General features: G+C 35.4%; 20 protein-coding genes and 1 pseudogene. 6 read left to right on the top strand and 15 right to left on the bottom strand.

What is annotated here, in order from left to right:
* Positions 1 to 295: 295 nt before the first annotated feature.
* The gene (locus QZ276_RS09735; RefSeq protein ID WP_292487520.1) at positions 296 to 1,423 is read left to right on the top strand and encodes a glycosyltransferase; all 1,128 of its coding nucleotides are present in this window, start codon (positions 296 to 298) and stop codon (positions 1,421 to 1,423) included.
* A 12-nt stretch (positions 1,424 to 1,435) separates the two neighbouring features.
* Here QZ276_RS09735 and QZ276_RS09730 read toward each other — a convergent pair whose 3' ends face one another.
* From QZ276_RS09730 to QZ276_RS09700, 7 genes are all read right to left on the bottom strand, one after another.
* On the bottom strand, positions 1,436 to 2,173 hold the full coding sequence (locus QZ276_RS09730) for a sugar phosphate nucleotidyltransferase (protein WP_292487518.1): 738 nt from the start codon (positions 2,171 to 2,173) through the stop codon (positions 1,436 to 1,438).
* Between the two features lie 116 nt (positions 2,174 to 2,289).
* Entirely contained in the window at positions 2,290 to 2,727 is a 438-nt protein-coding gene (locus QZ276_RS09725) for a universal stress protein (RefSeq protein ID WP_292487516.1), read from the bottom strand.
* Between the two features lie 447 nt (positions 2,728 to 3,174).
* On the bottom strand, positions 3,175 to 4,569 hold the full coding sequence (locus QZ276_RS09720; RefSeq protein WP_292487514.1) for a DASS family sodium-coupled anion symporter: 1,395 nt from the start codon (positions 4,567 to 4,569) through the stop codon (positions 3,175 to 3,177).
* An 18-nt stretch (positions 4,570 to 4,587) separates the two neighbouring features.
* Positions 4,588 to 5,133: an adenylyl-sulfate kinase gene (gene cysC / locus QZ276_RS09715; RefSeq protein ID WP_292487512.1), complete on the bottom strand. Its 546-nt coding sequence runs from the start codon at positions 5,131 to 5,133 to the stop codon at positions 4,588 to 4,590.
* A 48-nt stretch (positions 5,134 to 5,181) separates the two neighbouring features.
* Positions 5,182 to 6,156 carry a DHH family phosphoesterase gene (locus QZ276_RS09710; RefSeq protein WP_292487510.1) on the bottom strand — a complete coding sequence of 325 codons (975 nt, stop codon included), beginning with the start codon at positions 6,154 to 6,156 and terminating at the stop codon, positions 5,182 to 5,184.
* 136 nt (positions 6,157 to 6,292) lie between these two features.
* Positions 6,293 to 7,744 carry a PH domain-containing protein gene (locus QZ276_RS09705; protein ID WP_292487508.1) on the bottom strand — a complete coding sequence of 484 codons (1,452 nt, stop codon included), beginning with the start codon at positions 7,742 to 7,744 and terminating at the stop codon, positions 6,293 to 6,295.
* Positions 7,737 to 8,222 (bottom strand): PH domain-containing protein, encoded by a 486-nt coding sequence (locus QZ276_RS09700; RefSeq protein ID WP_292487507.1) that lies wholly within the window; start codon positions 8,220 to 8,222, stop codon positions 7,737 to 7,739. Before QZ276_RS09700 ends, QZ276_RS09705 begins: the two co-directional genes overlap by 8 nt.
* Before the next feature lie 676 nt (positions 8,223 to 8,898).
* Between QZ276_RS09700 and QZ276_RS09695 the strand changes: the two genes are divergently transcribed.
* Both QZ276_RS09695 and QZ276_RS09690 read left to right on the top strand, forming a co-directional pair.
* Positions 8,899 to 11,049 (top strand): PAS domain S-box protein, encoded by a 2,151-nt coding sequence (locus QZ276_RS09695; RefSeq protein WP_292487505.1) that lies wholly within the window; start codon positions 8,899 to 8,901, stop codon positions 11,047 to 11,049.
* Between the two features lie 67 nt (positions 11,050 to 11,116).
* Positions 11,117 to 13,150 carry a PAS domain-containing sensor histidine kinase gene (locus tag QZ276_RS09690; RefSeq protein ID WP_292487503.1) on the top strand — a complete coding sequence of 678 codons (2,034 nt, stop codon included), beginning with the start codon at positions 11,117 to 11,119 and terminating at the stop codon, positions 13,148 to 13,150.
* Positions 13,151 to 13,194: 44 nt separating this feature from the next.
* On the opposite strand, the gene QZ276_RS09685 is transcribed toward QZ276_RS09690, so the two are convergent.
* The 6 genes and pseudogenes from QZ276_RS09685 to QZ276_RS09665 form a co-directional block, all read right to left on the bottom strand.
* On the bottom strand, positions 13,195 to 14,646 hold the full coding sequence (locus tag QZ276_RS09685; protein WP_292487501.1) for a PAS domain S-box protein: 1,452 nt from the start codon (positions 14,644 to 14,646) through the stop codon (positions 13,195 to 13,197).
* A gap of 56 nt (positions 14,647 to 14,702) precedes the next feature.
* Positions 14,703 to 14,990, bottom strand: a complete 288-nt coding sequence (locus QZ276_RS09680) for a hypothetical protein (protein WP_292487499.1) — start codon at positions 14,988 to 14,990, stop codon at positions 14,703 to 14,705.
* A gap of 396 nt (positions 14,991 to 15,386) precedes the next feature.
* A complete protein-coding gene (locus QZ276_RS09675; RefSeq protein WP_292487498.1) occupies positions 15,387 to 15,752 on the bottom strand; it encodes a DUF4870 domain-containing protein in 366 nt (121 codons plus the stop codon).
* Complete coding sequence (locus QZ276_RS09670; protein WP_292484150.1) at positions 15,752 to 16,552, bottom strand: hypothetical protein; 801 nt, start codon at positions 16,550 to 16,552, stop codon at positions 15,752 to 15,754. Before QZ276_RS09670 ends, QZ276_RS09675 begins: the two co-directional genes overlap by 1 nt.
* 216 nt (positions 16,553 to 16,768) lie before the next feature.
* Positions 16,769 to 16,941, bottom strand: a pseudogene (locus QZ276_RS11570) (methanogen output domain 1-containing protein).
* Between the two features lie 37 nt (positions 16,942 to 16,978).
* Positions 16,979 to 17,581, bottom strand: a complete 603-nt coding sequence (locus QZ276_RS09665; RefSeq protein WP_292484148.1) for a PGF-pre-PGF domain-containing protein — start codon at positions 17,579 to 17,581, stop codon at positions 16,979 to 16,981.
* 169 nt (positions 17,582 to 17,750) lie between these two features.
* Here QZ276_RS09665 and QZ276_RS09660 point away from each other — a divergent pair, with 169 nt between their 5' ends.
* Positions 17,751 to 18,506, top strand: a complete 756-nt coding sequence (locus QZ276_RS09660) for a hypothetical protein (RefSeq protein ID WP_292487496.1) — start codon at positions 17,751 to 17,753, stop codon at positions 18,504 to 18,506.
* Between the two features lie 203 nt (positions 18,507 to 18,709).
* Complete coding sequence (locus QZ276_RS09655; RefSeq protein WP_292487495.1) at positions 18,710 to 18,850, top strand: hypothetical protein; 141 nt, start codon at positions 18,710 to 18,712, stop codon at positions 18,848 to 18,850.
* A gap of 424 nt (positions 18,851 to 19,274) precedes the next feature.
* On the opposite strand, the gene QZ276_RS09650 is transcribed toward QZ276_RS09655, so the two are convergent.
* Both QZ276_RS09650 and QZ276_RS09645 read right to left on the bottom strand, forming a co-directional pair.
* Positions 19,275 to 19,517: a hypothetical protein gene (locus QZ276_RS09650; RefSeq protein ID WP_292487493.1), complete on the bottom strand. Its 243-nt coding sequence runs from the start codon at positions 19,515 to 19,517 to the stop codon at positions 19,275 to 19,277.
* 88 nt (positions 19,518 to 19,605) lie between these two features.
* Complete coding sequence (locus tag QZ276_RS09645; RefSeq protein ID WP_292487491.1) at positions 19,606 to 20,016, bottom strand: ATP-binding protein; 411 nt, start codon at positions 20,014 to 20,016, stop codon at positions 19,606 to 19,608.
* A gap of 103 nt (positions 20,017 to 20,119) precedes the next feature.
* Here QZ276_RS09645 and QZ276_RS09640 point away from each other — a divergent pair, with 103 nt between their 5' ends.
* Positions 20,120 to 20,347, top strand: coding sequence for a GAF domain-containing protein (locus tag QZ276_RS09640; RefSeq protein WP_292487489.1), 228 nt, complete (start codon positions 20,120 to 20,122; stop codon positions 20,345 to 20,347).
* Positions 20,348 to 20,362 lie beyond the last annotated feature (15 nt).

Below are 20,362 nucleotides of genomic sequence, written 5' to 3'. Positions count from 1 at the left end.
GCATTTACCCAATCATCCAAAAACCAGATACGGATGCTACCGCTTGATATAATAGAAACAGTTAGGATTGATGATTTTTGTTATTTGGTAGTTCTTTTTGTGGAAAAGATTAGCTTTGACATTAATTGTCGGACAAGCTCTTTAGAGGTGGGTTATTGACTTTTAGGCTACCAGTATTTATCTGGTCTCTTGTTGCTAACTTCATCAAGATTTCCATCTGAACTAGTATTATATAAACAATATAGTCCTTTGATAAATTATATTAACAACCAAAGCCGTAATAGACTTCAAACAAATGTCTCTTCTACTTTACTCCGCAATACTGACAGCCGCAATCCCGGTCTCTATTTACCTTATCTACATAGTCGCAGTAATATTTACAAAAGAGAACTCAGGGAACAAAGTAGAGAACCCTCCTGACATTACTATAGTAATACCCACATACAACGAAGAAAAAGTAATAGAACACCGCATCAAAAATCTCAGGGATATCAATTATCCAGCAGATAAAATCCATGCAATCGTTGTAGATGACAGGTCTTCTGATAACACCGTAGAATTTGCAAAAGGTGCATTTGATAAATATAATGTATCAGGAGAAGTCATTGTAAAAGACAGCCGAACAGGAACTAACGAATCAGTTAACCTTGGAGTTAAAAGTGCAAAAACCGATTTCGTGGTAACAACAGATGCCGATGTGGTATTTGAAGATGATGCAATTGACTATGCGATTGGCACACTGCTAAATGATGATAATATAGGAGCAGTTTGTGGCGAACTTGAACCTATTGTGAAAGAAAAATCATTTACAACAGGTTCCGAGAAGGCTTATCGTTCAGTCTACGGTAAAATGTGTACATGGGAGAGCCATGTCCATTCTACATATTGTTTTAACGGTCCCCTGATCGCTCTCAAGAAAAAAGCTTTTTCACCTATACCTGCAACCCATGGTGCATCGGATGCAGGAATGGCACTTGAAATCATCCGCAACGGTTATAGGTGTATATATGAGGTAAACGCTAAGTTCTATGAATATATAACAGAAAATCTCACACAACAGCGCCGCCAGAAGATTCGCCGCTCTTCACGCTTGCAGGAAGCAACCTTACATAATATTAATCTTATATCCTCAAAATATGGGAAATTTGGAACCTTGATATTTCCAATGAGGTTTTTAATGTTTTTTGTAGTTCCTGTAACATTTTTTGTCAGCGTTATCCTGTGGTCGTTGTTTCTAGCCCAGTTTAATATCTTGTTTGGTCTAGTAATTGTTGCAGGGTTTGCAGGTGCCCTCATCTCAGGGTTGTGGAGTTCAAACATCCTGTCATCATTCATCTGGCACCAGGTTTATTTGCTCTTCAGCCTGAGGTATATGTTTAAAGGCAAACACATCTGGCAGGCGATTGACAGAGAAAAAGTATAATTGAAAGTTAAATTATTCTTTTGATTTGTTGTTTTTCAGATAGTAATCATTGGCTTTCATCAGGTCTTCAGGGGTTCCGACATCGATATGGATACCATCGATTTTCCTGTAGACCACGTTTTTACCCTGTTCTACCAAAATTTTAATCGAATCGGTAAGCTGGTATTCATCCTTATAACCAGGTTTTGTATCCTTTATAGCATCAAATATTTGCGGTTCAAAAACATACATACCAGCAATTCCCAGTTTACTCGGTGCCTTATCAGCTTCCGGTTTCTCAATCAAATCTACAATGTTGTTGCCGTTTGTTTTGATAATTCCATGTCTTGTGACATCAGACACTTCCATAACACCGACAGTAGCATCAGCGTTATTGTTTTCATGGAACTGTTTCAAGTTCTGCAGGATGGTATCCGGTGAGAAGAAATTGTCCCCGAGTACAACAGCAAACGGCGAACCATTAATTACATGTTCACCAGCCGCGACAGCGTTTGCAAGTCCCAGTCTATCATCTTGGACAACATAGGTTATATTCACACCGAAACGTTTCCCTGAACCAAGATAATCGGATAATCCGTGCTTTTTCGGGCTCACCACAATGGTAATGTCATCTATTCCCGCATTAACAAACGATTCAACCGCATGCTCAATAACTGCTTTATCTCCTACCGGTAACAGTTCTTTTGGCATCGCATGGGTAAACGGACCTAATCGGGTTCCGCTTCCTGCCGCTGGTATTAACCCTTTCATTATTTTCCACCTGTATAAATCATCACTAAATAAATTCAATACTTAATAAAATTTTTTCTGAGTACATTTATTTATATCCTCTATATCATTTGGCACCTAAAAACTTATCCAAAAAATTAAACCACAATAACCTCACACTCTAATTTAGTCTTCAACCTGTCAGTTTTTCTGCCCATATCCTCAACCAGAACAGTATCAACACCATATTTACCGGCAACCTCAACCACATTTTCAACAAAATCCCCTTTTAACTGCAAGGTCTCATAATCGATGCCTCGTTTTTCAGCTTCTTCACAAATTCTGCCCAATCTTTCAGATATTAATTCATCTCTATCCTTTTTAATATCCTTCATCAAATCCTTGACTATTTCCTTACCCAGAAAACCATGGTTCTGAGTTACTTTAGCTACTTTTTCTGTTATGTTTTTATCTCGTACACTCAGTACTATCAGTTTTGCGTTTTTCTCCTGTGCCATATCAAGTGCACGTTTAGCTGGTTCTTTATGGATGGAGGTTGCTGAAAATGCTACCATTATAGTGTTGGATTCGTTCATGATTGTATCCTTTGGTCAGCTACTAACCGCTGAAACGGTTAGCTTGTCCTTCCATCTCCTAACTAATAGAAGCTAAGCGGAGGACATTAGGAAAGCTGACAGCTCCCCTTATACGTTTTAATAACTATTTTCCTCTGGACAATATAATGTTGAAGTTTCAGTATTATAATCTTAGAGGTGCCTTAAACGTTTGGTATTATGATATAAGTTATATACATTTAAAACATTTATGTTTAATAGATGCTATTGTTGATTCATTAATGGTTTTTTTAGTTTGGACGCATTCCTCACTCTTTAAACCAAGTTTAAAGATATCTTTAAAACAACTTAAATCTCTGATTTAAGTTTAACTCTAAATTTTTAATTTAGAGTGTTTTGATTTGAAGAGAACAATTAAAACAGTTTGCTTCCTGCTCCATTTCTTGTGAAATCAAATATTTTAAATAATCAGGTTATGCTCAGTCCAATGATTGGCCAATATACAAGCGCCATTATAATAAAAGCTATCCAAGAAGTAAGATTTAAAATTAATCCTGGAAGCAGTACATCTTTGATTTCGTAATACCCCGATGAATAGGCAATAGCATTGGGCGGTGTTCCCATCGGGAACATAAATGCAAGACCTGAAGGAATAGCAATCAGATAAACCATCGCCACCGGGTTAATACCGACCACATCCCCTACGCTAAAACCTATAGGTATCAATATAGCAACAGCGGCTGAATTACTGATTCCTTCGGTTAAGAATTTAGCAATCAGTGATATTCCAAGTATCAACAAAATCGGAGTCAAAACAAAACTGTCAAGTGCCTGATTAGCAAGCCACTGCGCTGCACCTGTCTGGGAAAGTGCAGAACCGATGGATATAGCACCACCATACATAAGGATTACACCCCAGTTGACATCAGATTCTATATCTTCCCAGTTGACAACATTGAGTATAAAAATAGCAACCGCACCAAGAATTGCAATGGCTGCCAGCCCAAAATTATGACCAAGGAAAATCCATGAGAGGATGGTCAATACCAATATCGCACCTGATTTTTTCTCATAAATGTCCATGCTGCCGATTCTTTTTAACTCCTTCTCAAGAACCCTTTTTGCAGGCTTGACATCATCTACGTCGACCTTGAAGAAATAATTCAAAACCACAAACCCGATGACAAGCATCACGAAAACGATTGGTATTGCAGCCACACACCATTCAAAAAATGAAATCTCAATGCCTGTGCTCTCTTTAAGCATAGCAATAGCGAGAGGGTTTCTGGCACCTCCAAGCAGAGTACCTACTCCACCTATAATTGCACCCCATGCAAGTGACAAGAAAAGAAGTGTTCCATACTCACTATCCAGAGGTTCAAGGTCAAGGTTGTCAGCGATAGTTGACACCACAGGAAACATTATGGCTGCAACAGCATGTTCAGGCATGATGAACGACATGAGAGCAGAGGAAATCATGATACCAGCCAGCAGTTTCCTGGGAGTCCCTCCGAACCTGCTGAGCATTTTCAGGGCAAGACGTTTACTAAGTCCTGTTTTCATCATGCCTGCAGCCAGTATAAAGGCACCAAGAATAAAAAACACTGCTCGGTTTCCAAAAAGTGAAAACGCGTCTTTGCTGGACATCACATCAAGCAGTGGTAACAGAACAATGACAAACAGACCGGTCACTGATAGAGGAAGAGCATTCGTAGTCCACAGTATTATAGCTACAATAAATATACCGAGAGCATTTTTTGCTTCAACAGCCAAACCTTCAGGTGCTGGTGCAAGAAAAATCCCTGCAAGGATTATCAGGGAGAATATGATTATGAGGTAGCTGTGGTTGTTATCTCTCCCCATCAATGACACAAACCGTTTTTAGTTTGAAAAATACCCAAGTTCTTCCAGTTTGTCGATGATAGTTCGGGCAGCACTTTCTGGAGTGGTATCACAGGTATCAATCACCACCTCGGGGTTTAAAGGTTCTTCATAAGTGTCCTGATACCCTGTCAAATCGGTGATATCTCCCTGTTGAGCTTTTGCGTACAGACCTTTAGGATCACGTTCCATACAAACTTCAAGCGGAGTTTTTACATAAACCTCTACAAAGTTCTCGATTTCGTTTCTTGCATGTTCTCTGAAAGACCTATATGGAGATATCAGTGCTACATTAACAGCGACACCGTTTCTTGCAAGGAGTTTGCTGACAAAGGCTACCCTCCTTGCATGTTCCTGCCGGTCTTCTTTGGTAAATCCGAGGTCGGCACTTAGGCCTTTGCGTATCTCATCACCATCCATGGTTTCGGTACAGAAACCCTTTTCCTGAAAAATATTCTCAAGCTCTGCTGATATGGTTGATTTCCCTGTCCCCGGCAGTCCTGTCAACCATACCACAAATCCACTGTTACTGTTTCCGTTGTTCATATTTCTCACTCCAAATTTGTTATCTAATTCAATTTTATAAATCTTTACTTATTCCTTTAATAAACCTATTACTTCTTTGATAAAGTAATCGGTGTCACTTTTTGGAATGATAATACCTGCAACTTCTTTTTTGCCACCTGCTGAATACCCTTTCTCCTGTGCAGCATCAATTACAGGTATCATAACAGGTCCTGTCTGTCCTGCTCTTACATACAACTGGTCTTTATCATCAAAGAATCCGCGATTTACTACCACAGCAACCCTGCATTTACCACTCCAAGCAAGATTTCTTGCAACAGGTGATGTTATATTATATCGGGTGTTGATTTCCTGTATTGCTATTCCGTTTTCATAATCTACAGGCATATTTTTTTGACGCTCAGTTTCTTCCTCGAGGTCATCAAGATTTTTGTGCCAATCACTGTTGTCCAGTATACGCTGTGGATAAAGTTTATTTTGCTTGACAAAATGAACAGCATCCATCACTTTTTGTTTATCCCCTACCTTGTAATTGGAATCGATTAACTCGACCATTTTCAACAAATCCTCAAAATAAAATTCACCATCGTTTAAAAATTCCTTGATGTAGGGATAAATATCTACATTATCTTTGATTTTCTTTTCCCTGTCACCGACTGCGCCAAGAATTGAAAACATGTCGATTTCTCTGTCCAGCAGTCTGGTTAAGACCCACGTATTTGATGGATAATTTTCAGCTGACTCACCAACACTGACTGGATTATGGTGATGTATACCGTTTCTCTGGATATTATCCTGCAGGTGGTGGTCAAATATGTAAATTTGTGCACCTGATTTATTCTTCAAATCCACAATGTTATCTTCAGGGATTGCCATATCAGCGATGATAATAAAATCGTAGTTTTGTTTGCTTATTTTATCTATCTCATCAACAGTAAAAAAATAATTACCAATATGTGGGACGTAAGTGTCAAATTCCTTACCCAAATATTCAAAGAGTATCGCTGCCGAACAGATACCGTCTGTATCCCAGTGATGTATCAATAAACCATTATTACCTTCTGGTAAAATACTACCAAACCTCTTTTAATTGTATTATTATATTGAAAGATTTAGCAATATATTAAATTTGTTTAGAGAAAAACAGTCAGAAAATCATAGAGTCTTTTTGTTATAAAATTCATTTTCTTGAAAACCATTGCCAGATATTTTTATTTTCCTCATTGTCAACATCAGCTACTTTGAAATCTTTTCCTGCTGGAGATGACAATACTGAAACCTTTACTGTACTTAAATCGCTTCTGCGTTGGAACGGATTGGTGCTTATTTGCATGGATTGGATATGGTTTTTTAATATAAATACATGATATCGGTGTATATTCCGAAACCGGAAGGTTAATTGTTTATTCCTGACTGCAGTTCTGCCTGTATTGTAACGGGAAAGCCCCAGTAAAAAAGCAGGTGGTAAAAGTAACAGAGATATCCAACCGTACGGTATCATTTGAAATAGTAGAACAACCAAAAGTACAGGTATAGATGAACGTATAATATAACGTTTCCTTGACCTCGAAGGCAGCGGTACCATATTATCATCTGTAGGCATGCTGTATTCTGGTAATATATCCTCCAAAAATTTCGGCAGTTCACTAAAACGCAACAGCGGATACAATCTGGTTATATAGTCCTGTTTTTCAGAACTACCACCGGCAACCTCTGCAGAAATCGAACATAGACCAAACGGCTGTCTCAGCAAACCGTCCTGTACAGACAGTGCCTGCACACGATTCAAATCCAGGTTGTACTCTTTTTGCTCGATTATCCCCCAGGATATTTTTAGGCTATCATCCTGACGGATTAAAGTGAAATTGGCATACCTAATCATGAAAACTATTGTTGATAGAATCCATGATATTAGTAACAATATTAGCATGATAATAACAAGGAAAATCATATTGACGCCGCTTTCTGGAATTATCTGTTCCAGCACAAGCCTCAGGTATGTTTCGGGTATATATGGATAAATCTGGGAGAAGGCAGCTGCGATGATGGAAAACAGTAACATGAATCTACCTGATGTAGCACCTGCCAGAAAAAGGTTCCATGGTGAAATACGATAGGTATTTATTTCTTTTTCATCTGTTTCAGTTATTGAGTCATCTGGGAAAATTTTCTGTGATTTGTTTGGTTTATGTTTTTCTAAATGAGCTTTTATTTTTTGGGTTTCATCTATGGTTACAGCAGTAAGTGTCAATTCGGATTCCATGCCACTGCCTGCTGTTTTTACCTGGACACTGGCAACTCCCAGAAGTTTTAGTAGTATATTTGTGCGTACATTAACAGTCTGTACACGTTCTCTTTTAATCGATCTCTCTTTTTTAAACAGTAGACCTTTTTTTATGTGAAAGTAACCTTCTTCGTATTGATAGGTATATAGGTACCATTTTGTTGCAGAGTATAAAAGAAGGAGAATCAGAAAAATAATTGCTATCCATACAAGAAAAGAAAAATCCATCCCTGCCAGCTCATCTCTTAATGATAACACAAAAAAGAATATAGGTGGTAATGAATAAATTATACTTTTGAAGGTTTCCACAACAATCATGATTGGGTGCTGGTGTTTATACTCAGACATCTTCATCACTTAATCTTGCAAGGGATGCAATTTGTCCCATAAGTTCTGCGGATTTTTCTTTCGATAAAGCAGGAATGTAGTGGTTTGTGGCAGCTGTGGATATTCTTAATGTAGCCAGTCCGAAAAATCTCATCACAGGTCCGTGTTCAGTATCTACATGTTGAACTCTAACCATAGGGATAAGGGTTCGTCTGACAATGAAAATTCCGTGCTGGATATCTATTTCATTTTCCCTTATTTCATATCTCCAGAAACGCATTTTAAGCCGGGGTTCTACAATTGCCGACCATATTGTAAAAGCTACCACTGCAATTATCCCTATCCAGCCCCACAGAATAGGCAAATTCCAGATGGAATTTATTGAAGTCATATACGATATGGGTATCAGTAAGAGGATAGCACCGGTCAAAAATCCGCTGACGAACCAGGATTTTAAAGCGTTTGGGTCTATACGTTCGGAGGGTTCAGCATTTAACATTTGTCTTTCTTTAATACCAACCTAATTATTTTAAATTATGCATGAGTGAACTACTCCGCCTTTTCAGGCGGAGCTTCCTGCGAGTACCCGTATCATCCCGGTAATGATTGAGGAACCATCCCGATCAACAGGCCTGTTTTTCGCAGATTATCAGCGAACCGTTGATAGCCCGTCCACAGGGCATTCTTAGATTCCTGCAGTTTTGACCTTCTTTTCGAACCATCTACTCCACCCATTTACCTGATACTGGTTATACGTTCTAAAACTATATAAATTTTATCTGCTGTTAGCGATTATTCTATTTATTATAGGCTTGACCCAACATCTACGGTTTTATTTCATCACTCTTTAAATGAAGTTTAAAGATGTCTTTTAATTAACTTAAATCAGAAACTTAAGTTTAACTTAAAATTTTTAATATAGAGTATTTTGATTTAAAGATAACTGTTAAAACCGTTGGTTTTCACATACCTCTGTTACCCCATCTTCGTAATTGGCACAAATCCAAAAAATTATATTATAAAAAAATATTAAATAAATTGTTAATCATATTTCTTTATAATGTTTCAATGAGGGAAATGAGTTGGAATTTAATCTACCTACTGAATTATTGGATTTTTTTGGGAGAAAAAAAATCTTAATATCAATTACGTTATTTCTGGGTATAGTTGTCGTTTTGGTAGAAACTATCATTGAAATCTATTATTTATTCCCCTCATCATCTTTATCAGCATTTGATGTTTTTGCACATTTACTTATCCTACCTCTTTTCTTATTATTTGGTCTGGTTATTGCAAACATTATGGGCGAATACGAGAGGTTAAACAATGTAATACGCTCTATCAATAATGTTAACCAGCTTATAGTTAGGGAAAGTGACCTTAATAAGTTAATAGAAGAGACCTGCAATAACCTGACCCAGACCAATGCTTTTGATAGCGCATGGATAATCATCTTTGATGAAAATAATAATGTAAATGCATCATCAGAATCTGGTGTAGGTGCTGTATTCTACGATTTTTTAGAAAAATACGAAAGTAATGATACCATAAAATGTATTCAGGAAGTTTTTAACCAAAACGGTATACTGGTGATTGAAAATACCGAATATACATGTATGGATTTTCCACTTAGTTCAGAAGAACCAGGTAAAAATTCTCTAGTATCGAAACTGAATTATGGAGACAAAAACTACGGTTTGATGGCTGTATCCGGACCTAGCAATATAATTTCAGAACGTGAAAAGGATTTATTCCAGGAAGTAGCCAATGATATCTCCTATTCCCTGTATAATATTGAAATAAAAAAAGAACTGGAGAAAAGGGAGGAGGATTTAAAAGAAAGTAAAAATAAATTCCGCAGTTATGTGGATTACGCCCCTTTTTGGATATTTGTTATCGATAGGCATGGAAACTATGTAGATGTAAATCCTACCGCTTCTTCTATGACAGGGTATACTATGAATGAATTACTTTCGATGAACATTGTCGATCTACATCCATCTGATGCATATGAACAGGTAAATCTGGTTTTTAATGAACTGGTAGATACAGGCAGTATTTCAGCAGAACTACCTTTTATAACAAAAAAAGGAGATAGAAGGATTTGGATTGTAGAGGCTGTTAAACTCAATGAAGACAGATTTCTTGGATTTACAACAGACATAACTGAACGTAGAATAGCAGAGGATAAGATTAAAGAAAGTGAACAAAGATTCCGCACCCTTATCGAACATGCTGCAGATTCTATTATTGTCCATGATTTTGATGGAAACATATTATATGTAAACGAACTTGCGTGTAAAAATCTTGGTTATACAAAGGATGAGCTATTATCAATGAATGTTACTGATTTTGACCCTTATGTAGATGTAGATGTTTTCAGGGATGAATACTGGAATAAAACATCACCTGATACCTCTTACCTTGTGGAGACATATCATAAAAGAATCGATGGGACAACATATCCTGTTGAAGTTAGATTAACTCGCATCGACCTGGGAGGAAAGCCTGTAATTATCGGTTTCGTACGTGATATCACTATACAAAAACAAACTGAAGATAATCTGGTTTATGCAAAAATGGAAGCTGATGCTGCTAACCAAGCTAAAAATGAAATGCTTGCCAATGTAAGTCACGAATTGCGAACTCCACTAACTACTATCATAGGTTTTTCTGACGTTTTGTTAAAAGGCAAAGCAGGAGATTTAAATGATAGCCAGGAAAAATATCTGAGTAAAATCCATAATGGAGGACAGCAATTGAATAATATCATCAATGAAATGTTAAATTTATCTAAAATTGATTCTGGTGAACTTGATATCTCGTGTGAATACATAGCATTACATGAGCTATTTGAAAACTTAAAATCAAATGTTTACCCAATTGCCTCTAAAAAAGGGTTAACGATAGAAACAAAAATAAACCAAAGAGTAGACTATATCTATGCAGATGAACTTAAACTCAAACACATACTTAACAATCTTTTATACAATTCTGTAAAATTCACTGATGATGGATCCATCACCATTAATCTGGATTTGGATGAGAGTAATAACTACAAAATTTCAGTTATAGACTCAGGTATTGGAATCCCTAATGAAAAGCTGAACCAGATTTTTGAGCCATTTAAACAGCTGGATTCCGGTACAAGCCGCAAATATTCAGGTACAGGTCTCGGTCTTACACTCGTCAAAAGGTTGGTGGAACTACATGGTGGAAAAATATGGGTAGAAAGCGAAGTCGGTATTGGTAGCAAATTTACGTTTACAATTCCGCTAGATAAAAATGATATTAAAATCAGAAAAACAAAACATTTAACCACATAAATATAATAATAAAACTATATATAAATAATACTTTGTATTAAATTAACATTATTGTACAGTGTTTTTGATGGAAAAAGACGATGAAAAAAGCAAAGATCAGTTGCTTCAGGAAATAAAAGAATTACGTAATCAAAATTCAAATTTACAAAAACATTTGACTGAATCTCATTCCAACGATAATCAAGCTTCAACTTTGATATCAGATGACATAATTGATTTTATACCCGACATATTAGGTATTCAGGATACTAATCATAATATAATCAAATATAACAAAGCTGGTTACAGTTTTTTCAATCTAAAACCCGAAGAAGTTGCTGGTAAAAAGTGCTATGAAATGATTGGTAGAAACAAACCATGCGAAATTTGTGCCACTTCCAAAGTCTATAAATCCAAAAAACCTGAACATGTTGTAAAATATATCGAGGAAATGGATATATGGTTCGATGTTAGAGCATACCCAATTTTTGATAGTAATGGAAACCTTACAAATGTAATGGAACATTTACGGGATATTACCCAAGAAAAAAAACTTGAAAATAAAATCAAAGACCAGAGAAATGATCTGGAAAAAATCGTTTATGAGCGTACAAAACAACTTGAATTTGAGAGAGATAGAGCACAAAAATATCTGGATATATCGGGTGCTATAATCATTGTTCTGGATAATAACCAAAGGATTGAACTCATAAATAACAAGGGTTGTGAAGTTCTTGGGTACGATAAAAGTGAATTAATCGGGAAAAACATGTATGAAAACTTTGTACCCCGGGAATATATGAAACAGGTTAATAATGTTTCTAACAATTTGATACAAGGTTATGAAGATAATAATAATTTTATTAACCCGATAATTGGTAAAAATGGTGAAGAACGAATAATATCGTGGTATAATTCGGTTCTAAAAGATGATGAAGGTTCAATAATAGGTACGCTGAGTTCTGGAATAGATGTCACTGAAATAATAAACTTAAAGAATAGTCTTCAAGAAAGCAAAAAGCAATATAAACAGTTGTTTGAAGAAAGTCCGGTAGGTTTACTGAAATGTAAATCCAATGGAAAAATTGTTGATGTTAATAAACGTATATTAGAGATATTAAATTCATCTTCTAAAGAGGAAACATTAAAATTTAACCTCTTAGAGTCACCTTATATTAAAAATTCAGGATTTGATGAAGAACTTAGAAAAACTTTTAGCAATAATAGGGTTGTAAAAAATGAACGTAAATATTTATCATTTTGGGGAAGAAAAGGATGGATTTATTATAAAATAGTACCCTTAGGTGATGAAGAAGGAAACGTGAATGAAGCTATTATAGCCCTTGATGACATCACACAAAGAAAAGAAACAGAAACACAACTCCTTAAATATTACGATAATCTACAAAAAGCAAATAGAGAATTAAAATCCTTGAGTGATATGAAAAACAGGTTCATATCCAATGTAAGTCATGAGTTAAGAACTCCTATTACAAATATTAAGGGATACAGTAATTTATTGAGTAATAAAAAATTGGGTGAACTCAATGATAAACAATCCAAGGCAGTATCTGTTATTTCTCAAAGCTGTGAAAGGTTAAGATGGCTTATTGATACACTTATACATATTAATACATTGGAACCGGACAATGGTATTCAGCATACACAGAAAATATCATTGAGTAGTTTATTAAATGATGTTGTATCTGAAAATAGCGTATATTTTTTTGATAAAGGAATTAATTTAACTACAAATATCGATTCAAACCTACCTTTGGTGGATGCAAATCCGGAATACCTTGAGCAGGTTTTTGTACATATTCTGGACAATGCTTGCAAATTCACTCCCTCTGGTGGAAAAGTAGATGTGCATACTTTTGATGATGGTAATTTTCATATCATTGTAAGTGATAATGGAATAGGTATTGATGAAGAATCAACAAATAATATATTCGACCTCTTTTACCAAAAGGACGATTCATCTAAAAGACGATATAGCGGAACCGGTGCAGGGATGTACTTTTGCAAGAAAATTATAGAAAAACATCATGGGAATATATGGGTTGAAAGTAAAATTAAGGAAGGTACAGATGTACATATCATATTACCAAAAATAAGTTAAACGAAACCAGTCTAAAATTGGTGATTATCAATAATTACTATAGATTACGTATTTGATTTTTTTAGCTTTACCCAAAACATCGACCCTTTACCATCTGGATTATCTTCAACACCTACACTACCTTTATGGATATCCACTATCTTTTGAACGATAGCAAGTCCAATACCCTTGCCTGAAACTTTTTTACCCTCGCCCCGTTTGAACCTGTCAAAGATATATTTTTTATCTTCCTCAGGTATACCAGGACCTTCGTCTTTAATTTGAACTTTCCAATAATCTATATCATCGAAGATTTCTACTTTAATTCCACTGTTTTCTGGATTATATTTTATAGAGTTGTTGATAAGGTTTGTAAAAGCCTGCTCGATCATGAGGTTTAGATTAGCATAATAGGGCCCATTGTTGACAAATATTATATCGATGTTTTTTTCGTACATCGAAAATCGCATACCATCTATAACTTCGTCAATAATTTCACCGATATCGAAGCGATTAAATTCGATATTGTCCATGCAGTCAATTCTTGCAAGATTACCGGCGTTTTCTATTAATTCTATAGCTCTTTCATTGTTGTTTATCATCTTGTCAAGGATTTTAAGTTTACTTTCATCAGTTTCTTTTTTGTATAATAGGTTAGCATATCCTTTAACAATACCTACCGGATTGAGCAAATCGTGTCTAAGTATATCTGTAAATATTTCCCTTGTTTCATTTAACCTTTCGAGTTCGTTTGTATAATCCTGCAACTTATCTTCAAGTTCTTTGTGTTCTGTTATGTCTCGGCTACTAAATACTACCCATTTAACATTCCCGTAACCATCGTATATAACGTTACCAATTGTTTCAAGCCAGAGGTAATATCCATCAGCATGTAGATACCTATATTCTACTTTTTTAGGGTTTAAGCTCTGGAGGAACTGTTGATACTCTTCTACCATCCACTCAAAGTCATCTGGATGTACAAAATCGAGAACATTTTTCCCAGTTAAGTTTTCAGGTTTATAACCAAGGGCTGATTCATGTGAAGGTCCAGCGTATACAAAATATCCATATTTGTCGGTAAGAGCAACCATGTCCTGCATGTTTTCTGTTATTTCACGGAAGAGCTCTTCATTTTCTTTTAATCTTGTTTCATATTCCCTTTTTTCAGTAATGTCTTCTGCAGAACATGTTACAAATTCAACATTTCCACTAGAATCGATTATTGGAGACTTGGTGATGGATAATAGCTTTTTTTCACCCTTATAATTTTGAACCCATTCTTGTGTATAGGTATTTTCTTTAGTTTTAAAGACTTGTTTGTTACCTTTAACACATAATTCGGCTTCTTCTTTACTCAAGGAATCGTAAAGGTTTGCGTTTTCTAAATCTTTTTTATTAAGACCCAAAAAATCAGCATGCGCTTTATTTGCTCCTCCATAATTATATTCATCAACAAGATACCAGAGCTGGGTTTTGGTTTGATCCAGAAGTAAATCTTGAACCTTATTATTCATACAAATGGTCGAAGGTGACACCCTGCGCGAGCTGGGAGAGGAATGCGACCTATCTTTTAGATTTGTATCTGTTGGGTTAGAGTTGTACATCTTGCTAAAATCCTTCTACAGTTTTTCTTAACGTTTGGATTTTTCTCTAAAGTGTTTCCGAATATATCCATAATACTGAAGCTTCCTGATGTTCTCTTACCTTTAACGAAACCTGAACCTTTTGGAGTTTGGATGAAATCGAATTTCCTCAATCCGTGGAGTTTTCCTGTAGGTATTTTCTTTTCGGACTTAACACCTTTAGTCTGCTGGTGATCTCCACTACTTACATGTTTTTTGTAATATTTATATTGCAAACTAATGACCAACAAAATACTATAACCCTTTGCATCAATATTTTTATTTAACTTATATATTTAAATCATATATTAATTTATTTATCTCTGTATCTCTTTATAAAAAAGTAGAAAAAACCCCGATGTCTTTAGCATTGCATCAAATCGTAAATTTAATGTTAGTTTCATTTCTTTAAAATGTAATATAAGGATGGAGTTTGATTTAGAGTGAGAAAAAAGGATGAAACAGTAAGCACTTTAAATCATAGATTTAAAGTTATCCTTAAATTTTTAATTTAAGGAGCCAGTTGGTCTTTAGCCAAGTGGTAGTTCACTTTCTCATGAAAAGAAAAAATGGAATCAGACATATTATAACGTTAAATTGCAATTTTTCAAAGAATAACTAAAAAAGTAAAGTTATAATAACTTATCTGCAATTTCCGCAACTGCAGGTAATCTAGTCTGGTTTCCTTTATATGCCATAAACATAAGGTAAATCCACAATATAATAGTTATAAGACCTATCAATGTGGCTATAAACGACAATATCATTGAAATAAAACTTAAGAATCCAAATGCCAAGATTCCAGCAATCGCACTTATAACTATGTTTAGTATGAAAAGTGCACCAAATACTACAATTGATTGGGCTGCATGGAACCTAACGGATTCATTTTCCTTCTCTATAAATAGAAAAATAATGCCCGATATAAAGCCTAATACATAGGCCAATACACCGGCAATATTTTCACTTAAACCTATACTAGTTTCGTTTTGACTCATCAGGAACCACCTTCTTCATCTAAACCTATGTGGATTTCAATTTTATCATCATATTTATCATATTTGTTAGTGGGTCCTATTTCAATTGATACAACTCTGTTTTCGTCTTCTTTAAAACCTTGTATATATCTTATTAGTTCACCACTACTATCACTTTCATCTCCGGATCTAATATTTGTCCACCCTTCAGCTTCCAGCGTATCTAAGTAGAAATTCATGACATCCTCTGGACTATCATCAGTTATATATTTGATAATTTTTCCCTTTTCATCTACTGACGTGTATTCTGTTCTAACAGAATCAGGGTATCTAGGAACATCTGGTATGTCCTCACCCCCTACGTCTGTTGTAGGTGCACTTTCACCAGAATCTGTTTCATCATCTCCCCCTGTGTCTGCAGTACCGCTACCATCAGTACCAATTACATCTATAGGACCCTGTATAACCCAGGCATCGGTTTGACCGTCAGATTCCACCGCGTTCAATGCTATAAACTCATTATCTTTCTCAAGTACAACTCCAACGTCGTATCCAGCAATATCTCCTTCCCATTCGGCCCTTACATTCCATCCTTCGTCCTCTGCAGATTGCCTCAACTCATTTAAAACACCAGAAGAATCTTCTGTATCTACTACATATTGAGTTATGGTTACCTCGTCGACATTAAATTGATTAGTAACCTCATAATCATTTGGAATCTCTATTCCATCAGGCTCTGATTCTCCATCTCCATTTACACATCCACTTATTGATATTACACCAAATAATAGCAATATTAATGTCAGGTATATTTTTCCCATTTTATGTACCCCCTACATTGTTAAGCATATTAAACTATGTAATGAAATATATTATAAAAGTATCGAAAATTAAAGGGATTTATCCATTAATTAATGAAATAAACAAATATTGATAGTATCGAATTGTAGGACAAGCTCTGAACTAGTGGACTTTCTCTGCCCTGCGCCCCGTTTTTCGTAAAGTAGCCTGATAAAAAGAGTGTATGTATATTTTAGTTAAAAATTTTTTAAAATTTCAAAATAGCACGAGCAGTTCCCATTACCAATGGTTTTAACTGTATTGATCGATACGTTGCTATACGCTTTTGAGGCTACATTGTAGAATATTTTTTGGTAAGGTTGCATAAAATAGGGTTCATTTTTGCCTGAGAAGCACCCCATGGACAGATGGTGTTTTCCAGTTCAAAAAGAACATTATCTTTACTATCAGCTTCTTTTGATATAGTAGACCACTAATATAAGCCCAATTGCGATTAAAGCTCCAAATCCTGGTATACTGTTTGAATCATTTGTTTCACTTTCTGGATCTGATTCATTTGTTGTATCTGTAGACTCTTCTGGAGTTTCGTTGGTCTCCATGGCTATCTCATTATCGTGGGAAGTTGATTCATCAGAATCTTCTGTATCCATGGCAGTTATTACAAATGGTGAAAATCCAGTGGTTTCGGATTCGAAATAGATGTAATCTTGATCTTCATTTACTTTCTGGGTAGTCAGTGTAGACCATTCACTACCATTGAACCTCAACAGCTTTATATCTGATTCATTGATACCGTTGGTTTTAATCCATGATTTTTCTACTTTGAAACTTATCACTGGATTTTCAATGTTTTCTGGTGTTGCAAATCCTGTTTTACCTACCCACATATTGACATTGCGGTAGATTATACCGGGTGGTTTATCTTCTACCAACGCTGAAGTGTCATTTAATACTTCAATGGTTGTTGATATATCACCACTGTTTTTCAGAGCGTTGAATCTGACATAGTTGATTACGAAAGTGGGGCAACAGGGGTACGTGAAAGCCAACTACTTTATTCATTGGTAGCTGACTATAAGCATATACACGAAAGTGGATATGTTTACAAAATTAGTATAAAAAAATTAGTATAAAAACTTCGAGAAGAATGTTACATAATATCACGGAATCTTTATATGGTTTAGTGTATATACATAATAATTGAGAGGTGTAGTAAAATTGAACCCCCACGAACAAACCCCCGCTGCACTTGACAAGATGTTAAAAGAGGCAGTCACCTGTCCCCTATGTGACATGGATGGAAAAATCCATATCAATAACATAGAAACAGGAGAAAGTACTGATTTTTGTATGTTTTGTGGATACAACACCCACAATGAAATAGCGGTTGATAAAGAAAAGGATTATTTGGTTAAGTATGCAGAATATCTTTTGTGGAATAAAGGATTAGATGACTCATTAAAAATACTTCAGAATCTGGATGTATACAATTCAGAAATGCTAGATGATATATGGACTGAACCAGATGAGGATAAAGTTATAAATTTTATAGATAAGATACAGACTAACAAGAAGTACATCATACCTGATAAAGATAGAAACAATTTCAAATATGAAACAAAATCATATGGTGGGTATGGAATTATACATTTGACTGAGGATTCTAATAATTCTATAGATCCAACAGATTCAGACAATACCTGTCTTGATGGTAAAATCTGTATTAGGGATAACGACAAAAGTAATATGATGACAAATGATGAGTATGTAACCACATACCATTTGTTTGGAAACCCTTTTACAGGGATTACCAGCCTTGTGCAATTAGTTAACAATACAATCGTATATAGTATACCATTATCAGCGGACAAATATTACAACGAAATGATGGAAAAAGAAATGGAAAAGGTGCAAGAAAGAGGCACAAGAGCAACATTGTATTTGAAATTGCGAAATGATATTATTGAAGTTTAATATCGTACATTTATTTTTTGATTTTCAATTCAAGATTGAACATCTTTTCCATCTGAAAACCTAAGTTTAAGATATAATAAATAATAAAAAGAGATGTAAATTCTTCCTCAATTTTTTTATTTAAAATATTTAGTAATCACTTCAACCAATGAAGCAGGAGTTCCTTCCAAAAGGTAGGAGTAGTTTACGGTTAACAGTGAAAATTGGAACGTTTAGACCTCGAATTAAAACCAAGGACAGACTTAAAAATCACATTAACACCAGAAACCGGTACATCCAAGATTTTGGGATTCAGTACACCAAAAACTTATGGTGTTGATAGAAAAGTTTCTTTGTTTCCTTGAATAAATCTGATTGAGTGAATACCCTGCAGGTTTTCCTGTTGGGTGATTTAATTTTTTTATAAAAGTATAAATTGATTATAATCCAAATACTACTTTAGCGCCTCCACAGATATTTTCACAAATTTCAACTGATTCTTTTTGTTTAGATAACATGTTATTTAAATCAGTATATATCGTGCAGGTTACGCGGCTTGTCAGCTGTCTCCCTTCGACAATGTTATCCCGGTTTGTCGTGTACAGCACACTGTCCCTACCTCTCAGGACTGTTTAATGCTGTACGATAGAGCAGCGGACTAGGGAAGCATCCGAGGGTATCATGGCCGGGATAACGTAGTTCCTTTAAGGAACTGAGTCTGGTCAATCAGGGCTTGCCACAGTGACAAGCCCACCTTTTTAAAGGTGGTTTATTGACCTTTGTAATTGTTTACCAATTCTTCCGTATGGATTTGTCTTTGGTTTCAATAACCTTTTTATTAACTTCGATGCAAACTTTTGCTTCTTTGCTATCATGTACATCAAAAATGTCAACATTTTCAAAATCCTCTTTTTCTAGACCTAAAAAATCAGCATAAGCTTTATTTGCACCTCCATAAGTTTGCTCATCGATGAGGTACCAAACATGGGTATCAATCTGGTCTACTGACAATTTGGTTATCCAAAAATCCATAATCTACCTCTATCTCAGTCAATTTTTCGTTATATTTTATTTATTTTTATAACTTAATATTGAATTAAAAATTTTCAATCATGTACACTTAGCTTTCAGGTGGAATTTTAAATGTAAATTTACTACCTTCACTCTCTACGCTTTCAACCCATAGTTCACCGCCATGCAATTCTACTAATCTTTTAACCAGTGTCAAACCAAGCCCTGTTCCAGAATACCTGCGATTGGTTCCCGAGTCCAGTTGTTTGAACGGTTCGAAAATCTCATCCTTTTTATCTTCAGGTATGCCAATGCCTATATCAATGACTGAAAACCTGTAATTATTACCCTCGTTAATTTCCACTTTAAAGGTGATGCTGCCTTCATCGGTAAACTTTACTGCATTATCCAAAAGGTTGTTAAGTATCTGTTTAAGTTTTAATCGGTCAGCATGGATATATTCAATTTCAGGGTAGATAAAATCCAAATTCAATCCTTTTTCAGAAGCTATCGGATACATCTTTGATTCATGTTCTCGGCTTATCGGAGCAAAAGCGGGATATGTAGCTCTGTTATCTGATAATGGATAGGAAAATGAACTCCTGTTTTTAGAGAATGGGGATGTGTCGTGTCATGTTGATACTGACCTACCGATGCCAGTAAGGGGTTTGAGAGCAGAAGCATACCGAAAAGGCGATGTGGTTTATGATAATGATTACATGAACAGTGAATGGGTCAAATATATGCCTGAAGGCCATATGGATTTACCCAATGTCCTTTTTTCACCTTTGAATGTAGATGGAAAAACAGTAGGTTTGATGGGTTTTGCTTGTGAACTACCGCTGAGCTAAAGACTCAGCGGCTTC

This window comes from Methanohalobium sp. (assembly GCF_018609725.1).
GTDB lineage: Archaea > Halobacteriota > Methanosarcinia > Methanosarcinales > Methanosarcinaceae > Methanohalobium.
This window is presented reverse-complemented; position numbering and strand designations above follow the sequence as displayed.

Bases quoted from the DNA above. Each gene is read 5' to 3' on its own strand.
- cysC (WP_292487512.1), bottom strand. From the start codon at position 5,133: ATGAACAACGGAAACAGTAACAGTGGATTTGTGGTATGGTTGACAGGA.
- QZ276_RS09650 (WP_292487493.1), bottom strand. From the start codon at position 19,517: ATGGATTTTTGGATAACCAAATTGTCAGTAGACCAGATTGATACCCAT.
- QZ276_RS09670 (WP_292484150.1), bottom strand. From the start codon at position 16,552: ATGGGAAAAATATACCTGACATTAATATTGCTATTATTTGGTGTAATA.
- QZ276_RS09735 (WP_292487520.1), top strand. From the start codon at position 296: ATGTCTCTTCTACTTTACTCCGCAATACTGACAGCCGCAATCCCGGTC.
- QZ276_RS09645 (WP_292487491.1), bottom strand. From the start codon at position 20,016: ATGTATCCGATAGCTTCTGAAAAAGGATTGAATTTGGATTTTATCTAC.
- QZ276_RS09705 (WP_292487508.1), bottom strand. From the start codon at position 7,744: ATGTCTGAGTATAAACACCAGCACCCAATCATGATTGTTGTGGAAACC.
- QZ276_RS09730 (WP_292487518.1), bottom strand. From the start codon at position 2,173: ATGAAAGGGTTAATACCAGCGGCAGGAAGCGGAACCCGATTAGGTCCG.
- QZ276_RS09675 (WP_292487498.1), bottom strand. From the start codon at position 15,752: ATGAGTCAAAACGAAACTAGTATAGGTTTAAGTGAAAATATTGCCGGT.
- QZ276_RS09690 (WP_292487503.1), top strand. From the start codon at position 11,117: ATGGAAAAAGACGATGAAAAAAGCAAAGATCAGTTGCTTCAGGAAATA.
- QZ276_RS09720 (WP_292487514.1), bottom strand. From the start codon at position 4,569: ATGGGGAGAGATAACAACCACAGCTACCTCATAATCATATTCTCCCTG.
- QZ276_RS09725 (WP_292487516.1), bottom strand. From the start codon at position 2,727: ATGAACGAATCCAACACTATAATGGTAGCATTTTCAGCAACCTCCATC.
- QZ276_RS09700 (WP_292487507.1), bottom strand. From the start codon at position 8,222: ATGTTAAATGCTGAACCCTCCGAACGTATAGACCCAAACGCTTTAAAA.
- QZ276_RS09685 (WP_292487501.1), bottom strand. From the start codon at position 14,646: ATGAATAATAAGGTTCAAGATTTACTTCTGGATCAAACCAAAACCCAG.